Annotated in this window: 18 protein-coding genes; 5 read left to right on the top strand and 13 right to left on the bottom strand. The window is 28.7% G+C overall.

The genetic code is table 11. From position 1 onward, the window contains the following. Positions 1-159: 159 nt before the first annotated feature. Complete coding sequence (locus AALI31_RS02955; protein ID WP_489885040.1) at positions 160-735, bottom strand: hypothetical protein; 576 nt, start codon at positions 733-735, stop codon at positions 160-162. A gap of 152 nt (positions 736-887) precedes the next feature. Between AALI31_RS02955 and AALI31_RS02950 the strand changes: the two genes are divergently transcribed. Together AALI31_RS02950 and AALI31_RS02945 are read left to right on the top strand one after the other, a co-directional pair. Beyond that, positions 888-1,619: a MurR/RpiR family transcriptional regulator gene (locus AALI31_RS02950; protein WP_489885039.1), complete on the top strand. Its 732-nt coding sequence runs from the start codon at positions 888-890 to the stop codon at positions 1,617-1,619. Between the two features lie 72 nt (positions 1,620-1,691). Beyond that, positions 1,692-2,201 (top strand): hypothetical protein, encoded by a 510-nt coding sequence (locus tag AALI31_RS02945; protein ID WP_489885038.1) that lies wholly within the window; start codon positions 1,692-1,694, stop codon positions 2,199-2,201. 40 nt (positions 2,202-2,241) lie between these two features. Here AALI31_RS02945 and AALI31_RS02940 read toward each other — a convergent pair whose 3' ends face one another. From AALI31_RS02940 to AALI31_RS02930, 3 genes are read right to left on the bottom strand one after another with little or no spacing between them, the layout of a single operon-like run. Continuing rightward, a complete protein-coding gene (locus AALI31_RS02940; RefSeq protein ID WP_489885037.1) occupies positions 2,242-2,949 on the bottom strand; it encodes a beta/alpha barrel domain-containing protein in 708 nt (235 codons plus the stop codon). Positions 2,950-2,990: 41 nt separating this feature from the next. Then, complete coding sequence (locus tag AALI31_RS02935; RefSeq protein WP_489885036.1) at positions 2,991-3,698, bottom strand: transglycosylase domain-containing protein; 708 nt, start codon at positions 3,696-3,698, stop codon at positions 2,991-2,993. A 26-nt stretch (positions 3,699-3,724) separates the two neighbouring features. Beyond that, complete coding sequence (locus AALI31_RS02930; protein ID WP_489885035.1) at positions 3,725-5,077, bottom strand: MATE family efflux transporter; 1,353 nt, start codon at positions 5,075-5,077, stop codon at positions 3,725-3,727. Between the two features lie 151 nt (positions 5,078-5,228). Between AALI31_RS02930 and AALI31_RS02925 the strand changes: the two genes are divergently transcribed. Then, positions 5,229-6,131, top strand: coding sequence for a cation efflux transmembrane domain-containing protein (locus AALI31_RS02925; protein ID WP_489885034.1), 903 nt, complete (start codon positions 5,229-5,231; stop codon positions 6,129-6,131). Positions 6,132-6,173: 42 nt separating this feature from the next. Here the strand turns inward: AALI31_RS02925 and rbr are convergent, their stop codons facing one another. The 4 genes from rbr to AALI31_RS02905 all read right to left on the bottom strand — a co-directional run bounded on the left by rbr (position 6,174) and on the right by AALI31_RS02905 (position 18,184). Continuing rightward, positions 6,174-6,758 carry a rubrerythrin gene (gene rbr, locus AALI31_RS02920; RefSeq protein ID WP_489885033.1) on the bottom strand — a complete coding sequence of 195 codons (585 nt, stop codon included), beginning with the start codon at positions 6,756-6,758 and terminating at the stop codon, positions 6,174-6,176. Between the two features lie 72 nt (positions 6,759-6,830). After that, positions 6,831-7,364 (bottom strand): cell division protein ZapA, encoded by a 534-nt coding sequence (locus AALI31_RS02915; protein ID WP_489885032.1) that lies wholly within the window; start codon positions 7,362-7,364, stop codon positions 6,831-6,833. Between the two features lie 158 nt (positions 7,365-7,522). Next, positions 7,523-13,654, bottom strand: a complete 6,132-nt coding sequence (locus tag AALI31_RS02910; RefSeq protein ID WP_489885031.1) for a DUF4214 domain-containing protein — start codon at positions 13,652-13,654, stop codon at positions 7,523-7,525. A 21-nt stretch (positions 13,655-13,675) separates the two neighbouring features. Beyond that, a complete protein-coding gene (locus AALI31_RS02905) occupies positions 13,676-18,184 on the bottom strand; it encodes a DUF4214 domain-containing protein (RefSeq protein WP_489885030.1) in 4,509 nt (1,502 codons plus the stop codon). A 125-nt stretch (positions 18,185-18,309) separates the two neighbouring features. Here AALI31_RS02905 and AALI31_RS02900 point away from each other — a divergent pair, with 125 nt between their 5' ends. Then, positions 18,310-18,699, top strand: coding sequence for a hypothetical protein (locus AALI31_RS02900; RefSeq protein WP_489885029.1), 390 nt, complete (start codon positions 18,310-18,312; stop codon positions 18,697-18,699). 99 nt (positions 18,700-18,798) lie between these two features. On the opposite strand, the gene AALI31_RS02895 is transcribed toward AALI31_RS02900, so the two are convergent. Together AALI31_RS02895 and AALI31_RS02890 are read right to left on the bottom strand one after the other, a co-directional pair. Beyond that, on the bottom strand, positions 18,799-19,308 hold the full coding sequence (locus tag AALI31_RS02895) for a hypothetical protein (protein ID WP_489885028.1): 510 nt from the start codon (positions 19,306-19,308) through the stop codon (positions 18,799-18,801). A gap of 27 nt (positions 19,309-19,335) precedes the next feature. Further along, positions 19,336-20,454, bottom strand: a complete 1,119-nt coding sequence (locus AALI31_RS02890; protein ID WP_489885027.1) for a tetratricopeptide repeat protein — start codon at positions 20,452-20,454, stop codon at positions 19,336-19,338. 223 nt (positions 20,455-20,677) lie between these two features. On the opposite strand from AALI31_RS02890, the gene AALI31_RS02885 reads away from it, so the two are divergent. Beyond that, complete coding sequence (locus tag AALI31_RS02885; protein WP_489885026.1) at positions 20,678-21,124, top strand: hypothetical protein; 447 nt, start codon at positions 20,678-20,680, stop codon at positions 21,122-21,124. 124 nt (positions 21,125-21,248) lie between these two features. On the opposite strand, the gene AALI31_RS02880 is transcribed toward AALI31_RS02885, so the two are convergent. From AALI31_RS02880 to AALI31_RS02870, 3 genes are all read right to left on the bottom strand, one after another. Beyond that, positions 21,249-21,686: a phage holin family protein gene (locus tag AALI31_RS02880; protein WP_489885024.1), complete on the bottom strand. Its 438-nt coding sequence runs from the start codon at positions 21,684-21,686 to the stop codon at positions 21,249-21,251. A gap of 155 nt (positions 21,687-21,841) precedes the next feature. Then, the gene (gene murG, locus AALI31_RS02875) at positions 21,842-22,909 is read right to left on the bottom strand and encodes an undecaprenyldiphospho-muramoylpentapeptide beta-N-acetylglucosaminyltransferase (RefSeq protein WP_489885023.1); all 1,068 of its coding nucleotides are present in this window, start codon (positions 22,907-22,909) and stop codon (positions 21,842-21,844) included. A gap of 39 nt (positions 22,910-22,948) precedes the next feature. Beyond that, positions 22,949-24,613 carry a sensor histidine kinase gene (locus AALI31_RS02870; RefSeq protein WP_489885022.1) on the bottom strand — a complete coding sequence of 555 codons (1,665 nt, stop codon included), beginning with the start codon at positions 24,611-24,613 and terminating at the stop codon, positions 22,949-22,951. Between the last annotated feature and the right edge of the window lie 5 nt (positions 24,614-24,618).

The following is a 24,618-nucleotide window of genomic DNA, read 5'->3' as shown; positions in this document are numbered from 1 at the left end:
TTTTTCTCAATCCTAATTTTAATTTTCATAAAGTCCCCTGAGAATTAACAATACTTATGAAATCTTTTCTTCAAAAACAAAATTAACCACCTATCAAAAGTGGTTAATCACAAACCTCACAAAACATTTTAAAGTATTTCTAAAATTTTTACAACAATATTATTTCTTCTGACTTCGTACGTACTCCCTAGCATCTTCTACTGCCTTTCTTCCATCTTCGCTATCTAACTTTTTGATATTACTCTTATTTTGATCTTTATTAGTTGTTCTCCAATATTCTTGAGGAATCCCAATGCTATCTTGTTCATCAACTTCTTCACCTTCATGAGAGATTAAATTAACTTGTTGAACCAAACTTGATAATTCCTCTTCACTAATTTCAACAACTTCGATATAATTATCTTCGTTTAGATATGCTAAATACATTTTTCCAGTTGACTCATCAAGTATAACTTGTGTTCCATTTTCAGTAACCAAATTTACTAAATCATCTTCTGTCTCTATATCACTTAGTGGAATCATCATTTCATTAATATCTTGTGAAGAGTTTTTGCTAGTATTTGAAGAAGTTGTTGATACATTACGAACGTTGTTTTGATCCCTTGCATCAGATGATTCATCAGCCCGAACCACAATGCTTGCACTAAGTAACCCAACTGCAATTCCTGTAAGTAATAAAGTACCACTAATTATGCTTTTAGCTATGTTATTATTAGATTTACCTAATTTATCCATAATAAAAATCTCCTATAATACAAAGAATAAACTACTTGTACAAAAACAAACTGCTCGGTTTACTTATCGTAAGTTTTAAATATTTTATTATATCTTTTTAGTTTTTTAAAATTCATTTTATACAACAGTTATGTTAAGGAAGTGATATACCCTTGAGCTTATTTAAGGAAATGTTCAATGATTTTATACATTCTTTATCTGATAAAGAGATGATTATATTCAATTTTATATCTTCAAATGTAACTTCTGTATGTGATCTAAACATAAAGGAATTGAGTTCAAAATTAAAGATTTCAGAATATTCAATTAATAAATTTTGTAAAAAATTAAACGTTGATAATTTTGAAAATTTAAGTTCTGTAATTAAAGAAATATCAAGAAACTATTCTAAATCATCAAACTTCTTATTCAGAAATACTTTGGACAGTTATACAAATTCTATAAATAAACTTGATGAAGATAAAATTTCAGAAATATCAAAATTAATTTTTAAATATCAAAATATACTCGTACTATTTTCACAATCATCAAGATTAGTTGCAAAATATCTATTACAAAATTTGGATAATTTAAATATCAATTGTAAATGTACATCTTCCTCAAAACAAATTTCTAGATATAAGGAACTTAACTTGATACTGTACTTGGATTATCAAGTCGATGGAGGAGATATCGAATATGTATTTGAAAACTTCCCAAATAAGACTATTATAATAATTTCAGACAATGTTACGAAAAACATCCATGATAACTGTTCAATTTTTATACATATAGAAAATCAAAAAATGTTTAGAAATTTTAATACAAATTGTAATGGTCTATATTTTATATTCTGTGACCTCATAATTTCCAAAATAATAGAATTGTCTAATCCTAAAAATTAGTTATTAATTACATACTTTTCATAAACAAAAATAAACATGTATAGAGCAATTTTAAATTTGGAGATTTCTATCATGGAAAATGATCGATCAGAATTTCGAATTATAAAGAATACTAAAAATTGTAAAAGTATCCAAACATCCTTGCACAAAAATAATGAAATTGAAAATATGATATTTTCTGCTGCAAAGTTAAATAAAAATTCTGAAGTAAAAGTATACTTCAAAAATATTCCAGCTGACGAATACACTCTTGGATATAAAAAGTTTTGTGGTATAAAGATAAATGATTTTGTCTTTTACAATCCTTCACTATTTGATCTTTACCCAAAATTTATAAATTTTATATATTCAGAACAAATGATTGACCTTAACAAAATAATTTCTAAAATTAATTTATCAGATGCATATTTTTCAAATAATAAATTAGATTTTAGGAAATCTAAACCAATAATAAATTCAAATATACATATGAATTTGGATATATCATTCGATGAAATGATATACCTATTAGATAGAATTACGCAATACATTTATAGAAAAAAGGTTTTAAAGATTTTAACTGTGTGTTATATAAAAAACTAAAAACTATACTTTAAGTTTTTAAAGTATAGTTTTTTTTGATTTACATTGTTAACTGTTTTATTATTTTACTTGGGTTAGTTACATCTTCTCCTAATATGAAAGAATGTATTCCCAATTCCATTAACTTCTTTCCCTTATCAGGGCTAACAGAATTTAGACTCGCAATAGTTGGAATATTTACATCAGAACAAATTTCATGTATGAATTCATCATCTATACATTCACCAAATATTTCAATTATAAGAGCATCAAATCCTAATTTATAAGCTTGTATAGCATGAGACTTATTTAAAATTTTCCCAACTATCTGACCACTAAAACTAAACTTTATTTTGTATAAAAGACTCCTTAATTCATCATAATCTTCTTCGAAGTTTGATAGCTCAACAACAATAAAATTTGGTTTCAATTCAATTATAGATTTAAAATCATCATATGTTTTTCGTATAAAAATATCGTTGAAATTCTCTTCAACTTCAGCAAATATAGGAAGAGAAGTACATTTCTTTAAAATGTTGAGATTTTGGAAATTTTTAGATAGAAATGCACTTGCACCACCTTTCTCGGAAAACTTTATTAAATATTCAACAAAGATTGGATCACTTAAGTGCTCATTTGTATAATTATCAACATCAACAATAACACCAGATTTTATTTTATACAAATTATTAAAACTCATCTTTTCATTTCTCCTTATGTAAGTCGTAAAAATTATCCTTATCACTTGTGTTATTTCTTCTATATCCAAATTCCTTTTCCTTCTTTATAAAAAAGCAGCACCACAAAAATTTATGGTGCTAAATACATTTTATTAAATTCATCAACTTGGATCTGAGTAATAACATCGTTTCTAAGCAATATCCTTAAAACGTCTTTATACCTTTGCTTCATAAACTCGTTATTTTTATCATTTAAATTATATAAGCTAGGTGCTTGAGGAATTCCAGCAAGAAGTGATGATTGATATTCAGTTAAATCATTTGGTGAAACTCCAAAATATCCTTGACTCGCTTTCGATATTCCATAATAACCATTTCCAAAATAAATTATATTCAAATACAACTCAAGTATATCATCCTTTGAATATTCTCTCTCTAGTTTAAATGATAAAAACATTTCGGCAATCTTTCGAGTAAGCTTCTTATCACTTGAGAAATACATATTCTTCGCAAGTTGTTGAGTTATAGTACTCCCTCCGTATTTATAATATCCAACATTTATATTACTAATCATGGATGCAATAATCGACATTACATCGATTCCGTTATGAGAATAAAACCTCTTATCTTCAACGTTTACAATATATTTCTTCATATGATCAGAAATATTATTTACTTCAACATAACTATCTTTGGATTTTATCTCCGAAATTTTTTCTTTTAAGGATATTTCCCTGATGGCATTGGAATAAATTAAAAAACTATTTATCAGAAATATAATACTTATTATAAGACCAATCTTAATAAAATTTTTAAATATCCCACATATAATCTTCATAAGTATACCCTCTTTTTTAATCTATGTTAAGAAACTGTTATATCTTTTACCCATTTATCACTGAACATTCTAAATCCACATAATACATATTTAACTATCTCATCAAATTTCAAACATATATATATAAGCGCTGGTGAAAGCTTCAATACAAATGCTGCAAGTATTCCAAGTGGAATAGACAAAATCCACAAAAAGATTACATCAGCAAATAATAGAAATTTAGTATCTCCACCACCTCGTAAAATACCTTTTGTAAGAATAGTCGATGGAACTTGAAAAATAATTATAAATGCTGCACCATCCATAAGTTGATAAGCAATATCCTTCGTATATTGGCTAACATTATAAAAATCTATAGCAATAGGTTTTACCAAAACTATTATTATGGCTGATACAATTCCCGTAATTGCTGCAATTAACAAAAATGTTTTTGATTGTAATTTAGCCAAATTTAACTTTCCACTTCCTATAGTATTTCCTATTATAATAAGACCTGAATTAGCAATTCCAGCAATTGAAATAGTAGCTAGCTGAATTATGATACTGCAAATACTATTAGCTGCTATCATTTCTGGTCCCAATCTTCCCAAGATCATCGTTAATCCAGTAAGACCAAATACTAAAATTGAATCACTTATAAAAACATTAATTCCACTCTTTACGTATTTACCGAATATGTCTTTATCAAAAGAGAGTAAATCTTTTATTCGAAATTTTATTTTTTTATCGAACAAAAACAAATAAGAAACTACTATCAAACACTCAACAAATCTAGAAATGATTGTTCCAATTGCAGCTCCAGTTAATCCGAGAGCAGGAGCACCCAATTTCCCAAAAATAAATATCCAATTAAAAAATACATTTAATATAAACGCAACACTATTTGCGAAAACTGATATCTTTATCTGTGAAATCGTTCTAAAAATTACAGATATAGACGTCGTTATACAAAATAATGGATACATGATAGCAACAGTTCTGAGATAATGAGTACCCAACTCTATTACAGAGATATCATTCGTGTAAAACATGAGTAATTGTTTTGGTGTAAATATGGATAAACTCATAAACACCAATCCTATAATGAAATTTAATTTTATTACAATAGACAAAGTTTTAGATATAGATTCAGCATCATTCTTTCCCCAAAATTGTGAAGTTAGAACTGCCCCTCCTCCACCAACTCCAAAACATAAAACAGTAGTTACGAAAAATATTTGTCCAGACAACGATGAAGCAGACAATGGAATCTCTCCTAAGCTACCAACCATTATTGTATCCATCACATTTATAGCAAAAGTTATAAGACTTTGAATTGTAATAGGAACAGCTATAGTCAAAACTTTTTTGTAAAAATTTCTATCCTTAATAACAAACAATGAATTACCTCCATTTTGAAATCCCTAATACTCAAAATATTCTATCACAAAAATTAAATCTTAAGTACACTTTTTAAGTTTGTATTGTTGTGAGCATATATTCCATATGGTATAATTTTCCTATACTATAGGTAAAAATTAAGGTGATAAAGTGGACTTATTAATAGAGCAAAGGGCATTAAGAATAGGAAATATTTTCAATTTGGTAATGTCTATAGCAGGAATAGTAATGTTTGTATTTTCAAATTCGAAAACAGTATTAATAGACGGGCTATTCTCATTTATTCAATTTGTATCTACGATAATAGCAATAAAGATTTCGAAAGATTTATCAAAATCAAAAATAAAGCAATATCCATTGGGACAATATAGTAAAGAAACTTTATATGTATTGTTTAGATCAATTCTCATAATAGTATTACTAGTAGCGTCCATATTCTCCGGAGTAGATACTATTGCATCTTTCTTGAAGGATCAAACTTTGATTCCAGAAATAAACCTAAACTTTATAATGGTCAATGGAATAATAATGACTATTTCGTGTTTCATGCTATTTGTAATATACAAAATCTATAATAGGAAAATCGGAAACTGTTCAGATGTTTTACGAGCTGAAGCTGTAGGAGCCACTTTAGATTGTTTAATAAGTGCTGGAACTGCCATAGCATTTGTATTATTTAAAACCATTCCATTTCTTACTCCTCTCTTACCCATATCGGATGCAATATTAGTACTTCTATTATCTGGATTTTTTGCTATCCAACCAATACAACTTTTAATAAATCAGATAAACATCTTATCCTACAAACGACTTCATCATAAATCTGAAAAGAGTCTTGCCACATCTATTAAATACCATCTTTCATATTTAAAAATTCACGATATCTTCATTTCAAAATTAGGCAAATTTACAGAAGTATATTTAACTGTTAGCCTAGATGGAAATTTCTCTATAGACGAATTGGATAAAATAAGATTGCAAATAAGAGAAATTATAAATTCTAAAATCAGAAATACTCACATACTCATAACATTTAGCAATTTAAAACCTTAGGGAGTACGAATGTCGATCCTCATACTCCCCTGAATTACGCTCTTAAAAAAATTCACTAAATGGTAAGTAATATCCCTTAGGATGATTACATACGGGACAAACCTCTGGGGCTTCTTCTCCTTCATGGATATATCCACAGTTAGTACAAAACCATTTAACCTTCTGTGGTCTTTTAAGAAAACTTCCTGTCTTCAATTGCTCATGGATTTTCATAAATTTATCAGCATGTGTTTTTTCAATTTCGGCAATCATACTAAACGAATCATATATTTCGATAAACCCTTCCTCTTTTGCTGTATCTGCAAAACTCTTATAAATAGTGTCATGCTCCTCCATCTCATTTTTATGAGACACCTTTAAGTACTCAAGGGTGGAATTGTATATATCTACAGGATAAGAAGCACCGCTTATAGATATTTGATTTCCCGAAAATTCAGATAAATATCTATAAAATATTTTGGAATGAGCAACTTCTTGGCTAGCGATAAGTTTAAAAGTATTTTCAATGGTGGGATATCCTTCCTTCTTTGCAATCTTAGCACCAAATTCATATCTACTTCTTGCTTGACATTCACCTGCAAAAGCTTTCATCAAGTTTTCTTTCGTCTTGCTGTTACCTAGTTTCATAAAACGCATCTCCTTATCTGAATTTTTTTGTAAACAAGAGATAGTACTATGATATCATCCCATACAAAATTTTTAAGGGTTTTGAGGAAATTTAATAAAATTTTCAATTTCGTTTTTTAGTTTTGAATTTTCTTCGTTAAGCCTTTTTATTGTATCTTTTAAGATTTCAATCTCCTTTTCCAATTCTATCATTTCATTATTATCATTGAATATAGAATCCTTTTCCTCTTTTAGCAATGTATCGTATGCCTCAATTTCTTCCTCTAATTTACCATTTTTCAAATTCAACTCTGTATTTTGATTTTCAATATGTAAAATCTTATTTTTTAAATCGCTATTCTCATCTATAAGATTTTGTATTTTAGAATTACAATTATTTATATCCTGAATTAATGTAGTATACTGATCATTAAGTTTACGAATTCTATCGCAATAATTCATAGATAGCAAAACTGCAGAAGACTGCATCGTAAAATTCCTATTAGAATTAATCATTTCACGTATTTTATCATCGACTTCACGTGCAATGTCATTTAAATATTCAGTAGATTCCTCACCTTTTAGTCTGTATTCTACTCCATTTACATTAACAGTTATAATATTCATAGACTTCCTCCATATCTCTGTCATATGTGCTTCCATATTTTATATTATCTATAATATCATACACTTTATACTTTCTGAATTGAAGTTGCGTTTTAGGTAATATCAAAAAATAAAATTAGCCACTGCCTATAAGAGCCAGTGACTAACATAAATTTCTCCTACCATAAAATGCCCATCTTATCACATAAATTTCTGAATTCTTGTTCGTAGAGCATCCTCATAACTATCAATTTCTGAGCCTCAAAACTATCATTATTTACTTGTGGTAGATAATTTTCGTTATATTCCTTAACCCAATACTCAAGACCTTCCTGATCGTATTCTCTATTCACAACAATCTGATATAAGACTTTGATCATTTCACGATCTGGTAAATTCCTATCTGTAAATTCTCGTTCAGCAAACATCAAGTTATAAACTATATATTTTCCTGTTATTTGATCTTTATCTAACAAATTATCTAACCAATAAGTATATCCTTCTTCATCTGGAAATCTCTCAAATGCAAAATCATAGATATTAGTTAAGAATTGCTGAATCAAACTCTCAGCTTCTATTTTTACATCTTCGACAACCAATTTTACATTTCTTCCATCAACTAATGATGCTTCTATTAAAATTGATTCATAGGATTTGCCTGGAACCAAATTACTAAGTTTAATAAACGAATCGTCATCATTTAAATTTTTAAATTCCTCAACTTTTATTCCGGATGGATTCGTAATTATTTTCTTATTATAATCTATACTTACATCGTAATCAGTCGTCAAGACCAATCCTCTACCGCTTGAAGCAGATTTCTTTTCAAGCTTTACAGGCTCAGAATCATTTTTAATGCTCTGTTTCACCTTAAAACTAACCTCCACAGGGGAATACGAAACATCTTGGGTTATTAAAATAAACTTCAATAAATACTCCCCACTCTTCAAGTCATCAAACCCTATACTCTTAACTTCATTTAGATCTTCTCCGTCTTCTCCGTGTATGCATTCAAATATAGGATCTTTGTCATATGATGAATCATCCTTTCCTTTCAGGTATACGGAAATCTTATCTCCATTTGTAAATTTTATATAATCCGGATACTCCCATTCAGCAAATACCCCCTCCTCATCTTCATCAACACGCACTTTTACAGATCCATATTGTATCTCGGAGTGAGTCTCATAATCTTCTATTAAATACGAAACCATTATATCCGCAACAGTCATTTCCTTATTTATTTTAATAAGTGCAGACCTTATATCATTTAATCCTTTAGTGTACGCAATTGATGGTGATGAAAAATCGTACTTCTCATCTCCTGGATTTTTCACGTATATTGATAAATTATCAAATTCATCTACAAAATCAACTTCTTCAGTATTAATTTTCCAACTTATAGCCACTCCCTCATCTGTATTGCTCTTAATAGCAAGATCTTTAATTTCAAAAGTAGCAGTTCTAAATTCCTTTACGATTTCAGGTAAATTTATTTCAAGCAAACTCAGTACAACCTTAACTTCATATTCCGTATCAGGTATAAGTTGATACAACTCGACTAGATTTGTATCTACAAGATTTACATTTTGCGATTGAACCAATTCAAAATCTGCAGTTTCATAAAAACTTTCATCACTCTTATATTTAATAAATATTTTTATACTCTCACCATCTACAAATGTATAATTGTCTGGATACTTCCACTCTAATTGTACAGTCATCGGATTAATTTCTTTAACTTCGGCTACTAGATCATCAATCTTGCTCACAAAATCAATTACCTTTTCATAGGTAGATCCACTGATATTAACAATTACTTTAATTTCATATTCTTGGTTTAGTTCATCAAAATATGCAAAAACAGAATTATCTTCATTGAATGCATCTCCTGACGACTCGCCATTAGGAGTACTAGGATACTCTTGATCCAACTTTTTCTTTATATAAACTTTACAAGAATCATCGCTATTCAAAACCAAATTCTCAGAATCCATTTTAATACCTATTCTTACAACATAATCTCTAACCTCAATTATATTCAGCTCTGATATCCCTTTAATGTACTCCGTGCGAAAAGAAGCTTCATATTCTTTTTTCAAACCTTTTCCACCATCAGGCCAAAAAACAACTTTAACATCATAATTAGTATTTGGTCCTAAACCGTAAATTTCAAGTATGCTTACCTCATTTAGATCAACCTGACCTTCCTTATCACCATGTACTGCAGAGAAATTTGGATTTACTCCATAAGATTGGCTTTCTTTCTTTTTAATAAAGACATCCAATATATCTCCTTGCAATTTCTCATAATTCTCAGGGTACAAAACTTCTAATTTAACATTCGTAATACCATTATCAACAACATAAGCTTCCAATTGGCCAAACTCCGGTCTACCAATTACCTCCCTATAAACTTCCTTTTTATTTTCGGTTCCACTACTGTCTGTAGTATTATTTAAAAGTGTATATTTAACTCTAAATACGTACTCGACTCCAACCTTAAGACCCTCAACTTTATACTGATTAAACTCTTTCAAATTTGAAGTCTCAGTATATTTCAAATCTCCATCAACAACACTATCTTTAACAACAGAGTCCTTTTCCTTCACAAAGATCTCTACTTTATCACTTGTAGTGAAATTAAAATTTTTGGGACAATAAGTCTCCCACTGAATTAAAACTGATGAAGAATTTACGCTTAAAGAATTTATAGATGAAATTTGAAATCCACCTGTTGAATTGAACTCATACGCATTTTCCATTGAATTTAATCCAGATGGACTAAACACAATTTTCAAATTATACTTTTTATCTTTTTCCAATCCGGTTATTTTAGTATTGGTATATTTGAGTAGATCTAATCCACTCGAATGTATTTCGTAAAAATGTTTCTTCCATTCTGTTTTGTCATATTCCTTATAGCTTATCTCGAGTTTGTCAGATGACTGAATCGTGTATCCAGTCGGATACTCCCAAGAAATAGAAATAGAATTATCTGTTACTTCATCTATTCTTGAAGTAATACTCCCTATATCCAATTTATATTTCGTATAAAAATCAACTGTTTTACCATTCAACGTATATGAAACTTTTATGTCATAGTCCGTTCCATATTTAGGCAAACTAAATACTACATTATTCAAAGGCTTCAAATCCTTTTGTTCAATACCTGCAACATGACCATTAGAATAAACAGCATTGCTTCTCTCTTTTATATAAATTCTTACTGAATCACCATTCCCATAGACATAATCATCTCTCATATTCCAACTAAGGTTTATACTCTTTTCGCTCATCCGTGATATAGAAAATTTATCAATTATAATTTTAGGAGTTCTAAATTCAATTTCAGCTTCTTTTTTTACCTCTTCTTTCAATCCAGCCACAGTCTTTTCATCAATTTTATATTCAATCTTAGCTTGATAAATTGTATCCTCTTGCAAACCTGTAAATTTATGATTTAATATTTTGCTCAAGTCCGTACCTCCAGAATGGGCATATCGTTTAGCTGGAGTGCTTGGATATGATGGATCATTTGATTTTTTTAAAAATATTCTTAGCTCTTGTCCGTTATCGAAAGTAAAGTCATCCGAGTATTTCCAATTTACCGTAGTCTCAAACGGTTTTACGTCAGAAGTGGTCAACTCAAATTGTCCAAATTCAACTCTGAAATCTATTATTTTACTATAATGCTTAACCCCACCTATAACATAAACAATCCTTACACTGTAATCTTCACTGTAAGTTGGGACTTTTATGTTTGCCCTTCTAATTCTGCCTAGGTTTTCTGAAGTTGTATATTCAGGTGTTCTTGGAAACACATCATGTGATTTTAATTTCAGAAATATATCTAATCTATCATCAAATGAGAATTCCATGTTTGCTTGATTTATATCCCATATGATATCTATACCTTTGTTATACACATTACCATCGTCAGATATATCAACAATTCCTTCGTTTAAAATACGAAAATCACTCGTTACAAATTCATCAGATTCACTTACATATTTAACTCCTTCACTTGTAACAAGCTCAAGTTTGGCAGTATAATTGACGTTAGGACTCAAATCGCTAACTGTATACGTTCTAATTTCATCAAAATTTATTCCTTGAAATCCATGTGCTATTTTAGCGGTAGGAACTGCTGCATAATTGAATCCCTCTTTCTTAAAGTATATATTTAAAATATCTCCATCCATTATTAAATAGTTGTTAGGATACTTCCAAGAAAGTGTAACCTCAGTACCTGAAGTCGATTCGACCTCTAATTTAAGGGGAGTATACTCAAATGTTGATTTATAAGTCTCGCTACCATTTGAGAACTCCAAAATATAAGAATTCCCGTTAACCAAATTATTTGATAACTTAAATTTATTTGATCCAAGCGAAATGTTAGAATGCTCGTTTCCTGTAGCATTTCCATTCATGTGAAGTATTCTAACCTTGTTATTAGAATTATTTGAATTAAATAATTCTTTATATTTATTATCAAAGACTACCTCAATCCCCTCTTGATAATCAACATTAGTTCCAACTACCGTAGGATTAAATAATAATGATTTCTCTAGAGAATTAAAATGTATCAAAGAACTAGACTTATCGTAAGTTATTACATACTTTCCACCAATCATTAATGGCACATTTTTAAAACTTACCATTCCTCCATAGCTAGCAGCAGATATATGTTCCGTTCCATTATCATCAATTATAGACATCTTATCTCCATCTTTGAGTGAGAAGTTCACTGGCTTAAATGAAAAGTTATATCCATTGTTCGCATTACTTACATTAACAACATCAACTTGCAGGCAATTAAGCTGTACTACATCGGCATATACAACGAATGGTATGTACGCACAAGCCCAATCCTTATGATAGTTACTAGATTCGACCTTAAAGTAAAATGTATTAAACCCCTGTTTCATATCTTCATACTTTATTTTAAAATTACAATTCTTCAAATCATGCGTTCTATTAATAAATTCATCTCTATCTTTTATAACGTCAACTCTATATTCTCCTCCTATCTGTTTGCTCTTATCTCCGTTATACATAGTTATATAATGAACACGTGGAAATTCATCCCAGGAATGTGGAATTTGTATTTTATCATCATTTACAGTATTAATAGACATAACTTTATATCCATCGGATGCTTTTTCAACATTTATATCACCAATACCTACCCAAAACTTAGCTGTAGCATTTTCATGCACAGTAAATTGAATTGTTGTATCTGATAAAACCATGGTATCGTCGGAATCAACTAACATAATTCTTAAATTAGATGGATCCGTCCTCCCTATGTATGAAGAATGCATACCCGCTCGTAGTCTAGCACTAGGAACTCCATAATTTATTGCCATAGGCAAACTATCATCTGAAGATGTTATCAATGCTTTTATTCTTGTAGGATTATTCATATTAAATTTAAAGGTTTCATGAACTGAAATGTCTACTGCTGCTTTAAAAATAGTTCCAGAATTAAATTGAATATTATTATTTTTTCCTAATGAAGACGGTGTAAAAACGTTATATACATTTTTAGAATTCTTTACAACAGCTGACATTAGCGTATCCCATATATCTCCATCAAAGCTAGTTCTTATTACATAGTCTTTATTCATTTCTAACATAACACTACCGTACTGTATTCTAAATAAATAATTATTTCTTATTAACTGTTCTGAAGAAATGCTTGACTTTTTAATCATAGTCGGACTATAGTCTGCATTCAATATTTCTATTTGTATATTTTGGCATTTACTGATTAAATACGATGATAATTTGTAATCTATCTCTATATCTTGATTTTCATACCTACCACCACTTGTGTTTAAATCCGTAATTCTTAGACGAGGTCTATACATAGCATTTTTATCATGATACTTAAATGAATTTATATGTTTTACTGTCTTACCCGTATCTGAATCATATATATCTGCTTCTATTTCATAAGTATTTCCATCTTCCAATACATCACTTGATATCCATTTTGCATCTTTCAAATACTGATCTTTAACTTCCGGTTTATTATTTTGATTCTTTTTAGGATCTGCATTCCTGAAATCAAACGATTCTACTGTCATTGTCTCGGAAAGTCTACTGCTCAAATCAAATGTTATGTTTCCACCTTCCATGTTTATTGAATATCCAGGTGCTATGGAATCAAGTTGGGTAGAAAAGGCTTTCGCCTCTTCTATTCTTTTAAATGAATTATTTTTATTTATAGGTATAGGCACAATTTCAAGTATAAAAATTAATATTAGTGCCCTCATTGTAAAATTTTTAATCCATTTAAACATTTTTACCCTCCTAAGTTTCTATTACCACTTCACATTCATCCGCTCACATAATTGCTGAAACTCTGGTTCATAAACCATTCTTAGAACCACAGTCTTTTTAGCTTCATATTGATCATTATCAAACTTCACCAAATATTGTTTATATACACCTACCCAGTAACTCAATCCCTTAGAATCATACTCCCTGTTTACAACTATTTGATATAAAACTTTTATCAAATCTTCGTCATCTAAATTTCTATCCGAAAATTCCTTCTCAGCAAACATAAGATTTACTAAAAAATACTTTCCAGTTATATCTCCTTGCTTAACAAGTTCATTTTTCCAATAAGTGTATCCACCTTCGTCTGGTTCTCTATCAAATGCAAAGAAATACGAATTTCTTAAAAATTCTTCAAGCAAATTACTCGGCTCCAATGTAAATTCATTAAGGAACAGTGCCACTTCATTCCCATCTACATCATTTGTAAGTAACATCGTCTCAGGGTACGTTTTCCCTGGAACTATACCATCTATAACTATTACATAACTATTGTCATCCAGTTCCTCGTAATACGAATTACCTCCAATACTATTTCGAACTTCCGAAGTTACATCAAGCTCATAATCAGTTGGCAATTCTATATCAATGCTACTTCCTTGAAGGTTACTTACAATTTCCAAAGTGGAAGAATTCTCCGCCCTCGTATCATAAATAATTTGTGATGGAAATATATTTACCTTTTTACTGATTATGCAACACGCTATATGAGATGTCTGTTCAATATCCTCAAGGGATACTTTAAGAATAGAATTTAAATCATTTATCACAGAATGCTTAGATACAAATTTTTGGTCATAAGATGATGACTTTGGTTTTCTCAATAGAAGCACAACCTGATCTCCTTCCTCAAATTCTAGTGGTGAAGGATAGCTCAATAAAACATCGATATTCCCATAACTTGCCTCTTTGTAAGTTACCGTAAACAATTTTATAGAAATGATTTTAGATATTTTTTGTCCGGCTAAATCGTACTCTACCTTTACGTCATAAGTTAGTTGAGGATCATCAACTATAAATCGTGCCTTATTAAAATTATTTAATTCTTTTGAAACTTTATATAATAATCTCTCCTCACTCCAAGACTGATCAGAAGTCTTCATATAAATATTTAAAAAGTCGCTCTCTTCATCGAAATCAACCGTATCTAAATTAATATCCCAAGAAATGTTAAATTCAAAAGGCTTCATACCAGTAATGCTTATATCTCCCATCTCTAAACCTTTTGTTTTAAAACTTAATTCCCTTTCCCTCTTTCCAACTTCACCAAAATCAAGTAGTACCTTAACGTCATAATTAGTATTTGGTATGAGGTCAAACAATTTAGCACTTTTAAAATCTTGTAAAATCTCTGCCTTCTCTTCGTCATATTGCATATAGTATTGAGGCTCATCTCCATAAGACGAACTATTGCTCTCCTTAATAAAAATCGAAATCGATTCCCCATTAGTTATCAAATAATTTTCAGGATAATTCCACTTAACATATGCAGATGTCTCATATATTTCTGAAATCTCTGCATTCATAACGTCAACCTCTGTATTTAACTCCAACTCTTTCTCAAATGATTTGCTTCCACTTTGGAATACCAGCTTAATATCGTATTTTGTATCTATATTGTCTAAATATACAAATACTCCATCTTGAAGATATATATCGTTAACGGTTTCATAAGGTCTCTTAGGATACTCAGTTTCACTTTCTTTCTTATAGAAAATGTTCAAAACATCATTTGGATGAAATTCAAAATTATCACCTAATTTCCATTCAATAACTGCTGTTATATCGCTAACATGACGAATGCTTATATCCGAAAACTCCATATCATTTGTAGTCACATCGATTTGTTTTTCAATTGTTTTATCCTTATAATCAATCGGTGTAAACTTAACATTGAATGTGTATTTTGTCCCGTGGTCTAAACCAGTTATGTCTACAGCATCAAAATCACTTAAATTTACACTGTCTTTGCCATGCTCAAAAGTTGTGATAGGAGAATCTGGAAATTTATCTTCTCCATCTTTCTTTAAGAAGATTTCAATTTTATCTCCATCTTTAACCGAATAATACTTTTCAAATTGTATCTTTAATTTTATTTCGCTCATTACCAAGTCCTGAATCTTAAAAATCATAACATCAAATTTATGATTATAAACCTCATCTCTTACAACATCCTCTCGATTTACGGGTGTGGAACTTCCTGTAGACCCAGATGTACTTCCACTACTTGTTTGATCGCCAGAAGTAGCTGAATCTGATTGTTCTGTATCATTCGTACCAGATCCACCTGAACCTTCTGATCCACTGTCACTAGCCGTTTCCTGAGAATCCTCTGAACTATCTACCAAATCACTAGTCTTACCATCAGCTTTAACTTCTGGAGTGCCTGATTCTGTAGTGGTGTTATCATTGTTTTCGTCGTCGCTTTTATTAACAGCATTACTAGGATCATCCTGCACCTCTATCTCATTTGCATCTCTTGTAACTTTACCTTCTGCAGATTGACTATCTTTCTTGAATTTATAAACAAACCTCAAATTATAATTTTTAAACTTATCAAATTCTACAATAAAAGTATTGTTATCTTTAAAATTTTCCTTTATCGTATTGACTAAATTTTCTTGATTACTATCAGCTACACCTGACAACGATTTATATAAACTCAAAGATTCAACATCCTTAAAATCAAAATTATGAGGAGCATATTCAACGGTAGCTTTAACCTTCTTTTCGGTTTGATTCTCAAAAGATACTTTTACAATTTGTAATTTGTTCTCTATCATTTCAACAGAATAAATTTCTTCTTGATACAATACCCCACTTTTTATAACGATAACTTTAAAATCATATTTCTGCCCTTTTTCTTGTGGATTTTGAGAATTATTCTCATTTTCTTTAGAATCACTAACCTCACTTAATTGAACCGTTTTAAAAATTTCTTTATCCAAATTAATCTCTTTTAAATTCACTATAATCTCAGAAGAGGATTGTTGAATTTCTTTATTAGGATTTTCTGGATAACTATTATCCGAATCCTTTTTTATAAAGATTTGAATTTTGTCTCCATCCTCAAACGATATGTTGTCAAATTTAGGTATGAATTTTAAACTTTCCTTTGTTATATCTTGGATTCCGAAAATTATTTTAGGAGGTTCGATTGTATAGGTCATAAACTCAAACAAATTTTTTCCACCAATTGATAAATTAACCTTTATATCATAAGCTGTATTGTACTTTGGCAATGTAATTTCTGCACTCTTAGTATCAATCAAACTTTCTGAAAAGGTTAACACAGGTTGTGAATATTGATTATCTGAACTTTCTTTTATGTAAATTCCTAAAATATCTTTAGAAGAAAATGAAATATTCTCACCTTCATAATTCCAAGTTAAGTTACATTTATTATTGGAAACACTTTCAATTTTAAGATCCTTTAAGGAAACTTTCTTAGTTTCACATTCATATTCGTGTTCCTTAAATATAGGCAAACTCTCACCAAAATTTTCAGTAACTTCTACCGTAAATCTAAACTTAAATTTATACTTTGTATTGAATTTTAGATTTTCAACTAAATGCTCTTTTTTATTAATCAATTCATCCTTACCCTTAATCTCTAAAAAGGGAACAGTATCATACTCAATCTTTCGATCCTCTCTCATAAAAATTTGCATACTGCTATTGCCATTCAATATTTCTTCATCTTCGAATTCCCATCGTAACTTAACAGAACTTGTAGTAACATCTTCAATTTTTAAATTAACACCCCCAGCAAAAACATCAATTCCGAATACTTCACTCTCAATATCCTTACCACCAATCGTATAAACAATTTTAAAATCATATAATTCCTCAAAATCTGGCAATTCAATATCAGCTCTTGTAACCATTTCATTAGATTTAAAAATTGGACTTTTATGAAAGTCATTATCACTAAACTTCTTTATGAAGATTTCTATTTTATCTTCGTTAACAAATTTAACATTGGAATTACTTACATCCCAAACTAATCTAACACTCTTTTTATTCGTCACACCTTTATCTGCATTCTGAAAACTCATATTCAAAATTTCAAATTTCTCAGTAGTAAATTCAGTTTCATGAACATAACTATCTCCATTACCCTTTACAATTTCGAGCTGAGCTAAATAAGAAGTTTCTGGCTTGAGATAATTAGCCTCAAAGCTTGTCACAGATTTCAAATTCACACTATTCATATTGTGTGCTTCAGAAAATACAGGAATCTCTCCATGCTTTCCAATACTTTTATCAATCAATATTAAATTCAAATAATCTCCCATATCAAAACTTACATTTTCAGGATATCTCCAATAAAAATTTGCCGAATTAAAGGAAACACCATTTGTACCAAACTCCATGCTTGAAAATCTCGTCTGTTCTTCACTATTAACATAAACTCCATCTTCAAAGATAAAATTTAAAGCAAAGACAAGTAAGAGTACCAAGTTAATATACTTAAAAAAATTTTTCATGAGTTTCTAATTCCTTTCTCTCTTGCAAATTTTTAAAATAATTGTTAAATATATCTATTCCATAGAAATTTTTATAAATTTTGTGGAATACTCTCAGTGCATGATTATGTAAAGGAGACCTATTGATGATGAAATTTAAATTTTTAGTACTCAGTACATTGGCTCTAACATTAAGTATTTTGTTGATATCGTGTTCTAACAATTCACAAAAATCAAGAACCATGCTCGGAGAGTTATCATTGAACAATCCCATAAATACAGATTTTTCAAAATTTTCAGGAAGTGAGTCTTATAAATTCACAATTTCTGAATCCGTTAAGTTGAATTGTGAGTTAAAACTTAGAACTGGAAAAACTTCTATAACCGTAGTAGATGAAAAAGGAACTGAATATTTATTCATAGATTCAGCTAAAAAGGCTAGTGTAAATCTAAATCCTGAAAAAGAAACTACATATTTTATAGATTTGAAATATGACAATGGAGTAGGAACTTACTCCCTATCTATCGAAAATTAAAACACATTGATATTTTTTTAAATTTAATTAATAATATTCATTTTTATAAAAAAACTTTTGGTAAATATCAATTGATATTTACCAAAAGTCAGAATTTATTTATCGTTTAATATGATTTTTCATACCAAACTTTAATTTAAAAATATTCATAATATTGCTTTTCTTTGTATTATTCGAGTTATATAAAGGATTTATTCCATTTTTCAACAACTGTATTTTATCGTAGAAGTTTCTGTACTTAAGTGATTGATTATCAAACAACACTATATCGCCAACTTGGGGTATAAAAATTATTAACTTACCATAAAAAACCTTATTAATGCATTTAGGTAAATTTTTCATTTTAACATGAGCAGAATTAATATTTTTTAAAAATACCTTAGCTCTATCCAAGTATTTCAAATTTCGTATATTTATAAATTTTTCATATTCAACTTCAAAACCATTTAACTCTAGTATGTACTTCTCGTTACCATCTTTATCTAAAAGAGTTATTCCAAATTCATATAAACAGATATTACCATCACCATTTAGGAATGGTATATTGAAATTAGCACTTATCATGTAAATTTTGGAGCCCAATAATTTATGTTCATACAAAGTTGTCAAAGCATTTACCTCCAAACTCTTAAAACCCTAATTCTTAATTTTTTTACAACGAAAAATCTTATTTATACTATCGCAAAAACTATCTATTCTTGTTCCTTCATTGGTAATTCTAAATTTTTCTAATGTACATACCATTTTAAAACTAGATATGAATATTAAAAAAAGCAATATAACTACGCCTATTTTTATAAACGGTACATTCAAAACATAAAACAAGCTCACTATCAATAGGATCCATATTCTTTTTAGATCGAAACACATTTTCAAAGAATTCTTAGCTTCAACGATACTATTTTTAAAATATAAGTCGCTTGAATCATACTCCATAGCTCTTTCCACGCAAGCTATCATATTATAAATATCATTCTTATCAATATTATAAAGATAACCATCTTTTGCTTTGTAAGAATAATTTACTCCTTTAAGGTAATAAATAATCGATATGAGTCTTCTTAAAACTTTATGATCTTCAACAATACTTAGTAACTCCTTAAAAATACTAATCGCATCATCATACTTGTTACTATTTAATAAAATGTATGCATAGGTTTCAAGAATATAGCAATTATCAGGATCTAATTTTAATGCATATAAAATATATTTATTAGCATTTTCTAAATCTTCAATATCTATGTATACATTAGCTAGGTAGTAATAATATTTTGTTTCATATTCATTTAGTAATATAGACCTCTTATAATAGAATACACTCTCCTCTTTATCTCCATTCAAATCATAAGATAACGCAATTAAAAACCATATTAAATCCTTTTTTTGGTAAAGTTCCCCTACTTTATTTCCAATTTCTATTGCCTTTTCATAATCACCCACGCACATAATTTTTCTTAAGTTGTATGTAAGATCCTTAAAATCACTTTGAAAATTTATATTCAAATTTAAATTTAGTTCCTTAACGTCCTTTATATATCTATAATTTTTTGTTTTTAAATCTTCAATATACTGCCTTTTTTGATTTTCTTCATAAAACTGATCATCTTCTAACAATTCTATTAAATTATTAAAACTATTAATTTTATACTCCAAATCTGGAGCATTTAATTTGGTCGACAGTCTTATTTGTTTTAAACGCAAACTAATAAACTGTCTATCTGTTATATCATATATCTTTCTACATTTATTCCTCATGAAACCACCTTGAAGATCTTATAAATTTGTGCAAATTTAAAATAATCGAAATGATACCAATAAACTTTGTAAAGGAATGGTCAAAATGAATTTTGTACGTAAAAACACCAATTTGAAAATTTTATTTGTATTTTTAATTACTACAATTTCCGTATTTTCCTTGTTTTATAATAAAATTATATCTAGAAACCAAAATATTATAACGAACTGTTTTATAAAATTCATGGAATCATATAAATCTAAAGAATTAGATATTGCGAACACATACATACTAAATGAAGAGCTACCTAATATTAATGACATCTTCCTAAAAGCAATTAATAGACACTCAAGCAGCTCTCAATCTGAAATAATATCTACACTTCAGAATATGATATATTTAATAAATTATGAAATATTGTCATCAAAAACATTCTTCAACAAATCCAATGTAAAAGTAAATCTTAATTACTATGATACTTCAAAATTTATTATAAATTTTTTCAAAACTGAAGAACCTTTTGAAAGAAATTATTCTAATTTTATAGAATTTATCAAAAGCGAGAAATGTAAGATATCTACAGATATAACTATCAAAATGGTTAAAAAAAATGAAAGATGGTACATAATCTTATCAGAAAAATTAATAAATATTTTAACATCTGGACTATACAAAAGTTTTGTTATATAAATATATTATTACGTTAAATATAGTATAAAATCCTTCTTTATATTTTACTTTTAACAAATATTCCTATTAGCTCTTATATACCTTATAAAAAAACAGAGGAAAGTTAAAAAACATTAACTTTCCTCTATTTTTTAAATTTAATATTTTTGAGATTTTCTACAAATTTCAAAAATACAATTGGTACTTCTATACCTGCAAATTTAACATTTTCTACTATGGAGATAACTTCATTTATAACAAACGCAACAACAGCCATATTTTTTATATACTCAATTTGAACTCCTAAAGATATCAAGTAATTTTCAACTATAACTACTAATCCAATTAATAATAGAACTATCATCTTTTTTATTAATCCCTCGTATCCTACCTTACTAGATAATCCCCCATGCCCATGTTTAGAACTACCCATCATAGCCAAGGCCATTCCAATCAAATAATCTATTGCCATAACTATGAGCAAGGTTTTTATAGAAAAATCAATTCCTATAAATACACCGAGCCAAACTATAAATATGATAATTACAGATAATCCTATAACTTTTACAAAACTATTTTTCATATCTTAAACCTCATCTTTAAAGCCCTGTGGTTTTAAAGATCTTATCCCTTTAAATATTCAACAATAAGGTAATGTGACATTTAAAGTCATCATTTACCTTTATATGAAAAATATCAAATTTTGTTACAAACAAAAACTCTACTAGCGATTTACATTCATCTCACATTCTTAGTTATTATATCAACTATATTTTCGATAGGATTCCCATATTTTATATTCATATTACTAATATACTCACTTCTTCTCTCATAAACCTCTTTTATCTTACTGTATAAAACTTGAAAATCAATCAAGTCTTCTTCATATATAACCTCACTAAATCCCCTCTTTTTGAAGGATTCAGCATTTAAAATTTGATCCCCTCTACTTGATTTTTTTGTCAAAGGTATCAAAATATTTGGTTTTCTCAAAGCCAGTAACTCATGTATACTATTCGATCCTGCTCTTGATATTACAATATCACACAATTTAAATAAATGTGTCTGTTCCTCTGTTACATATTCAAATTGAACGTATCCCTCTAAATTAATCATAGATTTATCAACGTTACTCTTACCACAGATATGAATTATATTAAAAGATTTTAATAGTTTTTTCATGTTAACTCTCATAAAATTATTTATAAATGCAGACCCCTGACTTCCACCCATGATCAGAATAACTGGATTGTCATTTTTAAATCTACAAAGACGTTTTCCTTTTATTTCACTCCCTGAAAACAATTCTTTCCTTATGGGAGTACCTGTGAATTCAACTTTATTATTGTTCATAAATTTTCTAGTTTCAGGAAAAGTTACACATATCTTCCTAACAAATGGCATACATATTTTGTTTGCAAGTCCTGGAGTAACATCGGATTCATGCGATATTACTGGTATTTTATATCTATAGGAACTAAATATCACAGGAACAGAAACAAAACCACCCTTTGAAAATACGATATTAGGTTTTTCCAATTTTAATATGTGAGCTGCTTCAAAGATTCCCTTCAAAATTTTAAATGGATCTTTAAAATTATCCAAATCAAAGTATCTCCTAAACTTACCAGTACTTATTCCATAGTATTTAATATTTTCGTTTTCTATTAGTTTTCTTTCAATGCCATTGATACTACCAATGTAAATAATTTCATACCCCTCATCCTTAAGCCTAGGAATAATTGCAATATTCGGAATCACGTGACCAGCTGTTCCGCCACCAGTTAAAACTATCTTCTTTCCCATATAAATACCTTCTTTAAATCATAAGTAACTTTTTGAATCTTAAGGATATACATCAGAAAAATAAATATCTACTCGCCCACTAACATCCTCATTTATCATAATATCTTTAACTTTTTGAGGATACTTATCTATATTTAAATTACTAAATTCAACTACAAATTCTGTACCTACCCCGATCTTACTTTCGAGGTAGATATTTCCATTTAAAATATCTACGAATTTCTTGACAAGAGACAAACCTATGCCACTTCCTTCAGCACCACGACTTAAAACTGAATTTACTTGTACAAATTTATTAAACACATCATTTAGTCTATCATTAGGTATACCAACCCCCTGGTCTCTAACTTTCAAAACAAATCCCTGATTCTTTATGACTAAATCAACATATATAAACTTATTATCTAGCGTAAATTTTATAGCATTTGATAGTAAATTCAATAAAATCTTTTCATACATATCTCTATCAAAAAATAAATATGCCTCTTCAACATTTGGTTCAAAAATAACCTTTATATTCTTCTTTTGGTTAGCATGGACATTAATAGATGTGACAATATCCTCAGTTACAACTACTATATCAAAATAACTAACAATCGGTGACATATAACCTGACTCTGCCTTTGATAAATCTAATATATTATTAATAAGTTTTAACAATCTCGAACTATTTTTATTCATCATATTTAAATATTTCTTCATTTTTAATGTAATTTCATCTTTACAAATATTTTCAATAGCTTGAAGTGATGATTTTATAAGAGTTATCGGAGTTCTTAACTCATGAGATACCATATTAAAAAAATCATCTTTCAGAATCTCTTGCTGTTTCAAATCCGTTATGTCAGAAAATGCAATTACATTATAATATTTTATATTAGATACACTATTAGACTCTATTGAATTTAAAGTAATCTGAAAATACCGTTCTGTTCCATCAACAACATTCTTAAATAAAAATTTCTCACTCCTTTTATCATTTTTATATCTAAGATTTCTCAAAAAGTCCCTTATATCATTTTTAATATCTCCTATGCATTCAACCTTATAATTATCTAAAAATTTCAAAGATACAAATTCAATCGGAGTAAAATTAAACAGATTCTTATAAGCATCGTTACAATAAATATCTTTAAATGTATTATCAACAACAATTATTGCTTCATGCAAATTATTCACTATGTTGCTTACATGTATTGCATAATTCTCTTTCTTTTTGCTTGTTCTCTGGCGTATATCCATTATTCCTTTCATTTCAATTATATATTGCTTTATAAGCTCATTATTTTTGTGCATATCTCTATATGTGTTATAAATGTCTGTTATATCTGTTAGAATAAAAATGTTTTGAGCATTGCTGTCATCGCAAGTCTTGTTTTCGTATATTCCAAGTTTGAAAAATAGGTCTTTTCTTCTTACAGTTTTCTTCAAAACAACGGTTTTTATATCCTTCCTAGAAATACTCCCAGTTATAATTTGATCAAAATCAAAATTATTCTCTGTAGAAAACCTATCATAAACATTTATCTCAAAAGATTTCATAAAATCCATAACACTCTTATCTTTAAGGAAATTTTCATCATACGAAAAAAATTCATAAGCTCGCTTATTATACGATCTTATGATATTTTCACAATCCGAAATTACTATGATATCATTAAATGAATCTATTATGTCACCACGTACTCCACTACAAATATCCATAAAAA

This window comes from Anisomitus miae (SeqCode) (genome assembly GCF_054906395.1).
This window is presented reverse-complemented; position numbering and strand designations above follow the sequence as displayed.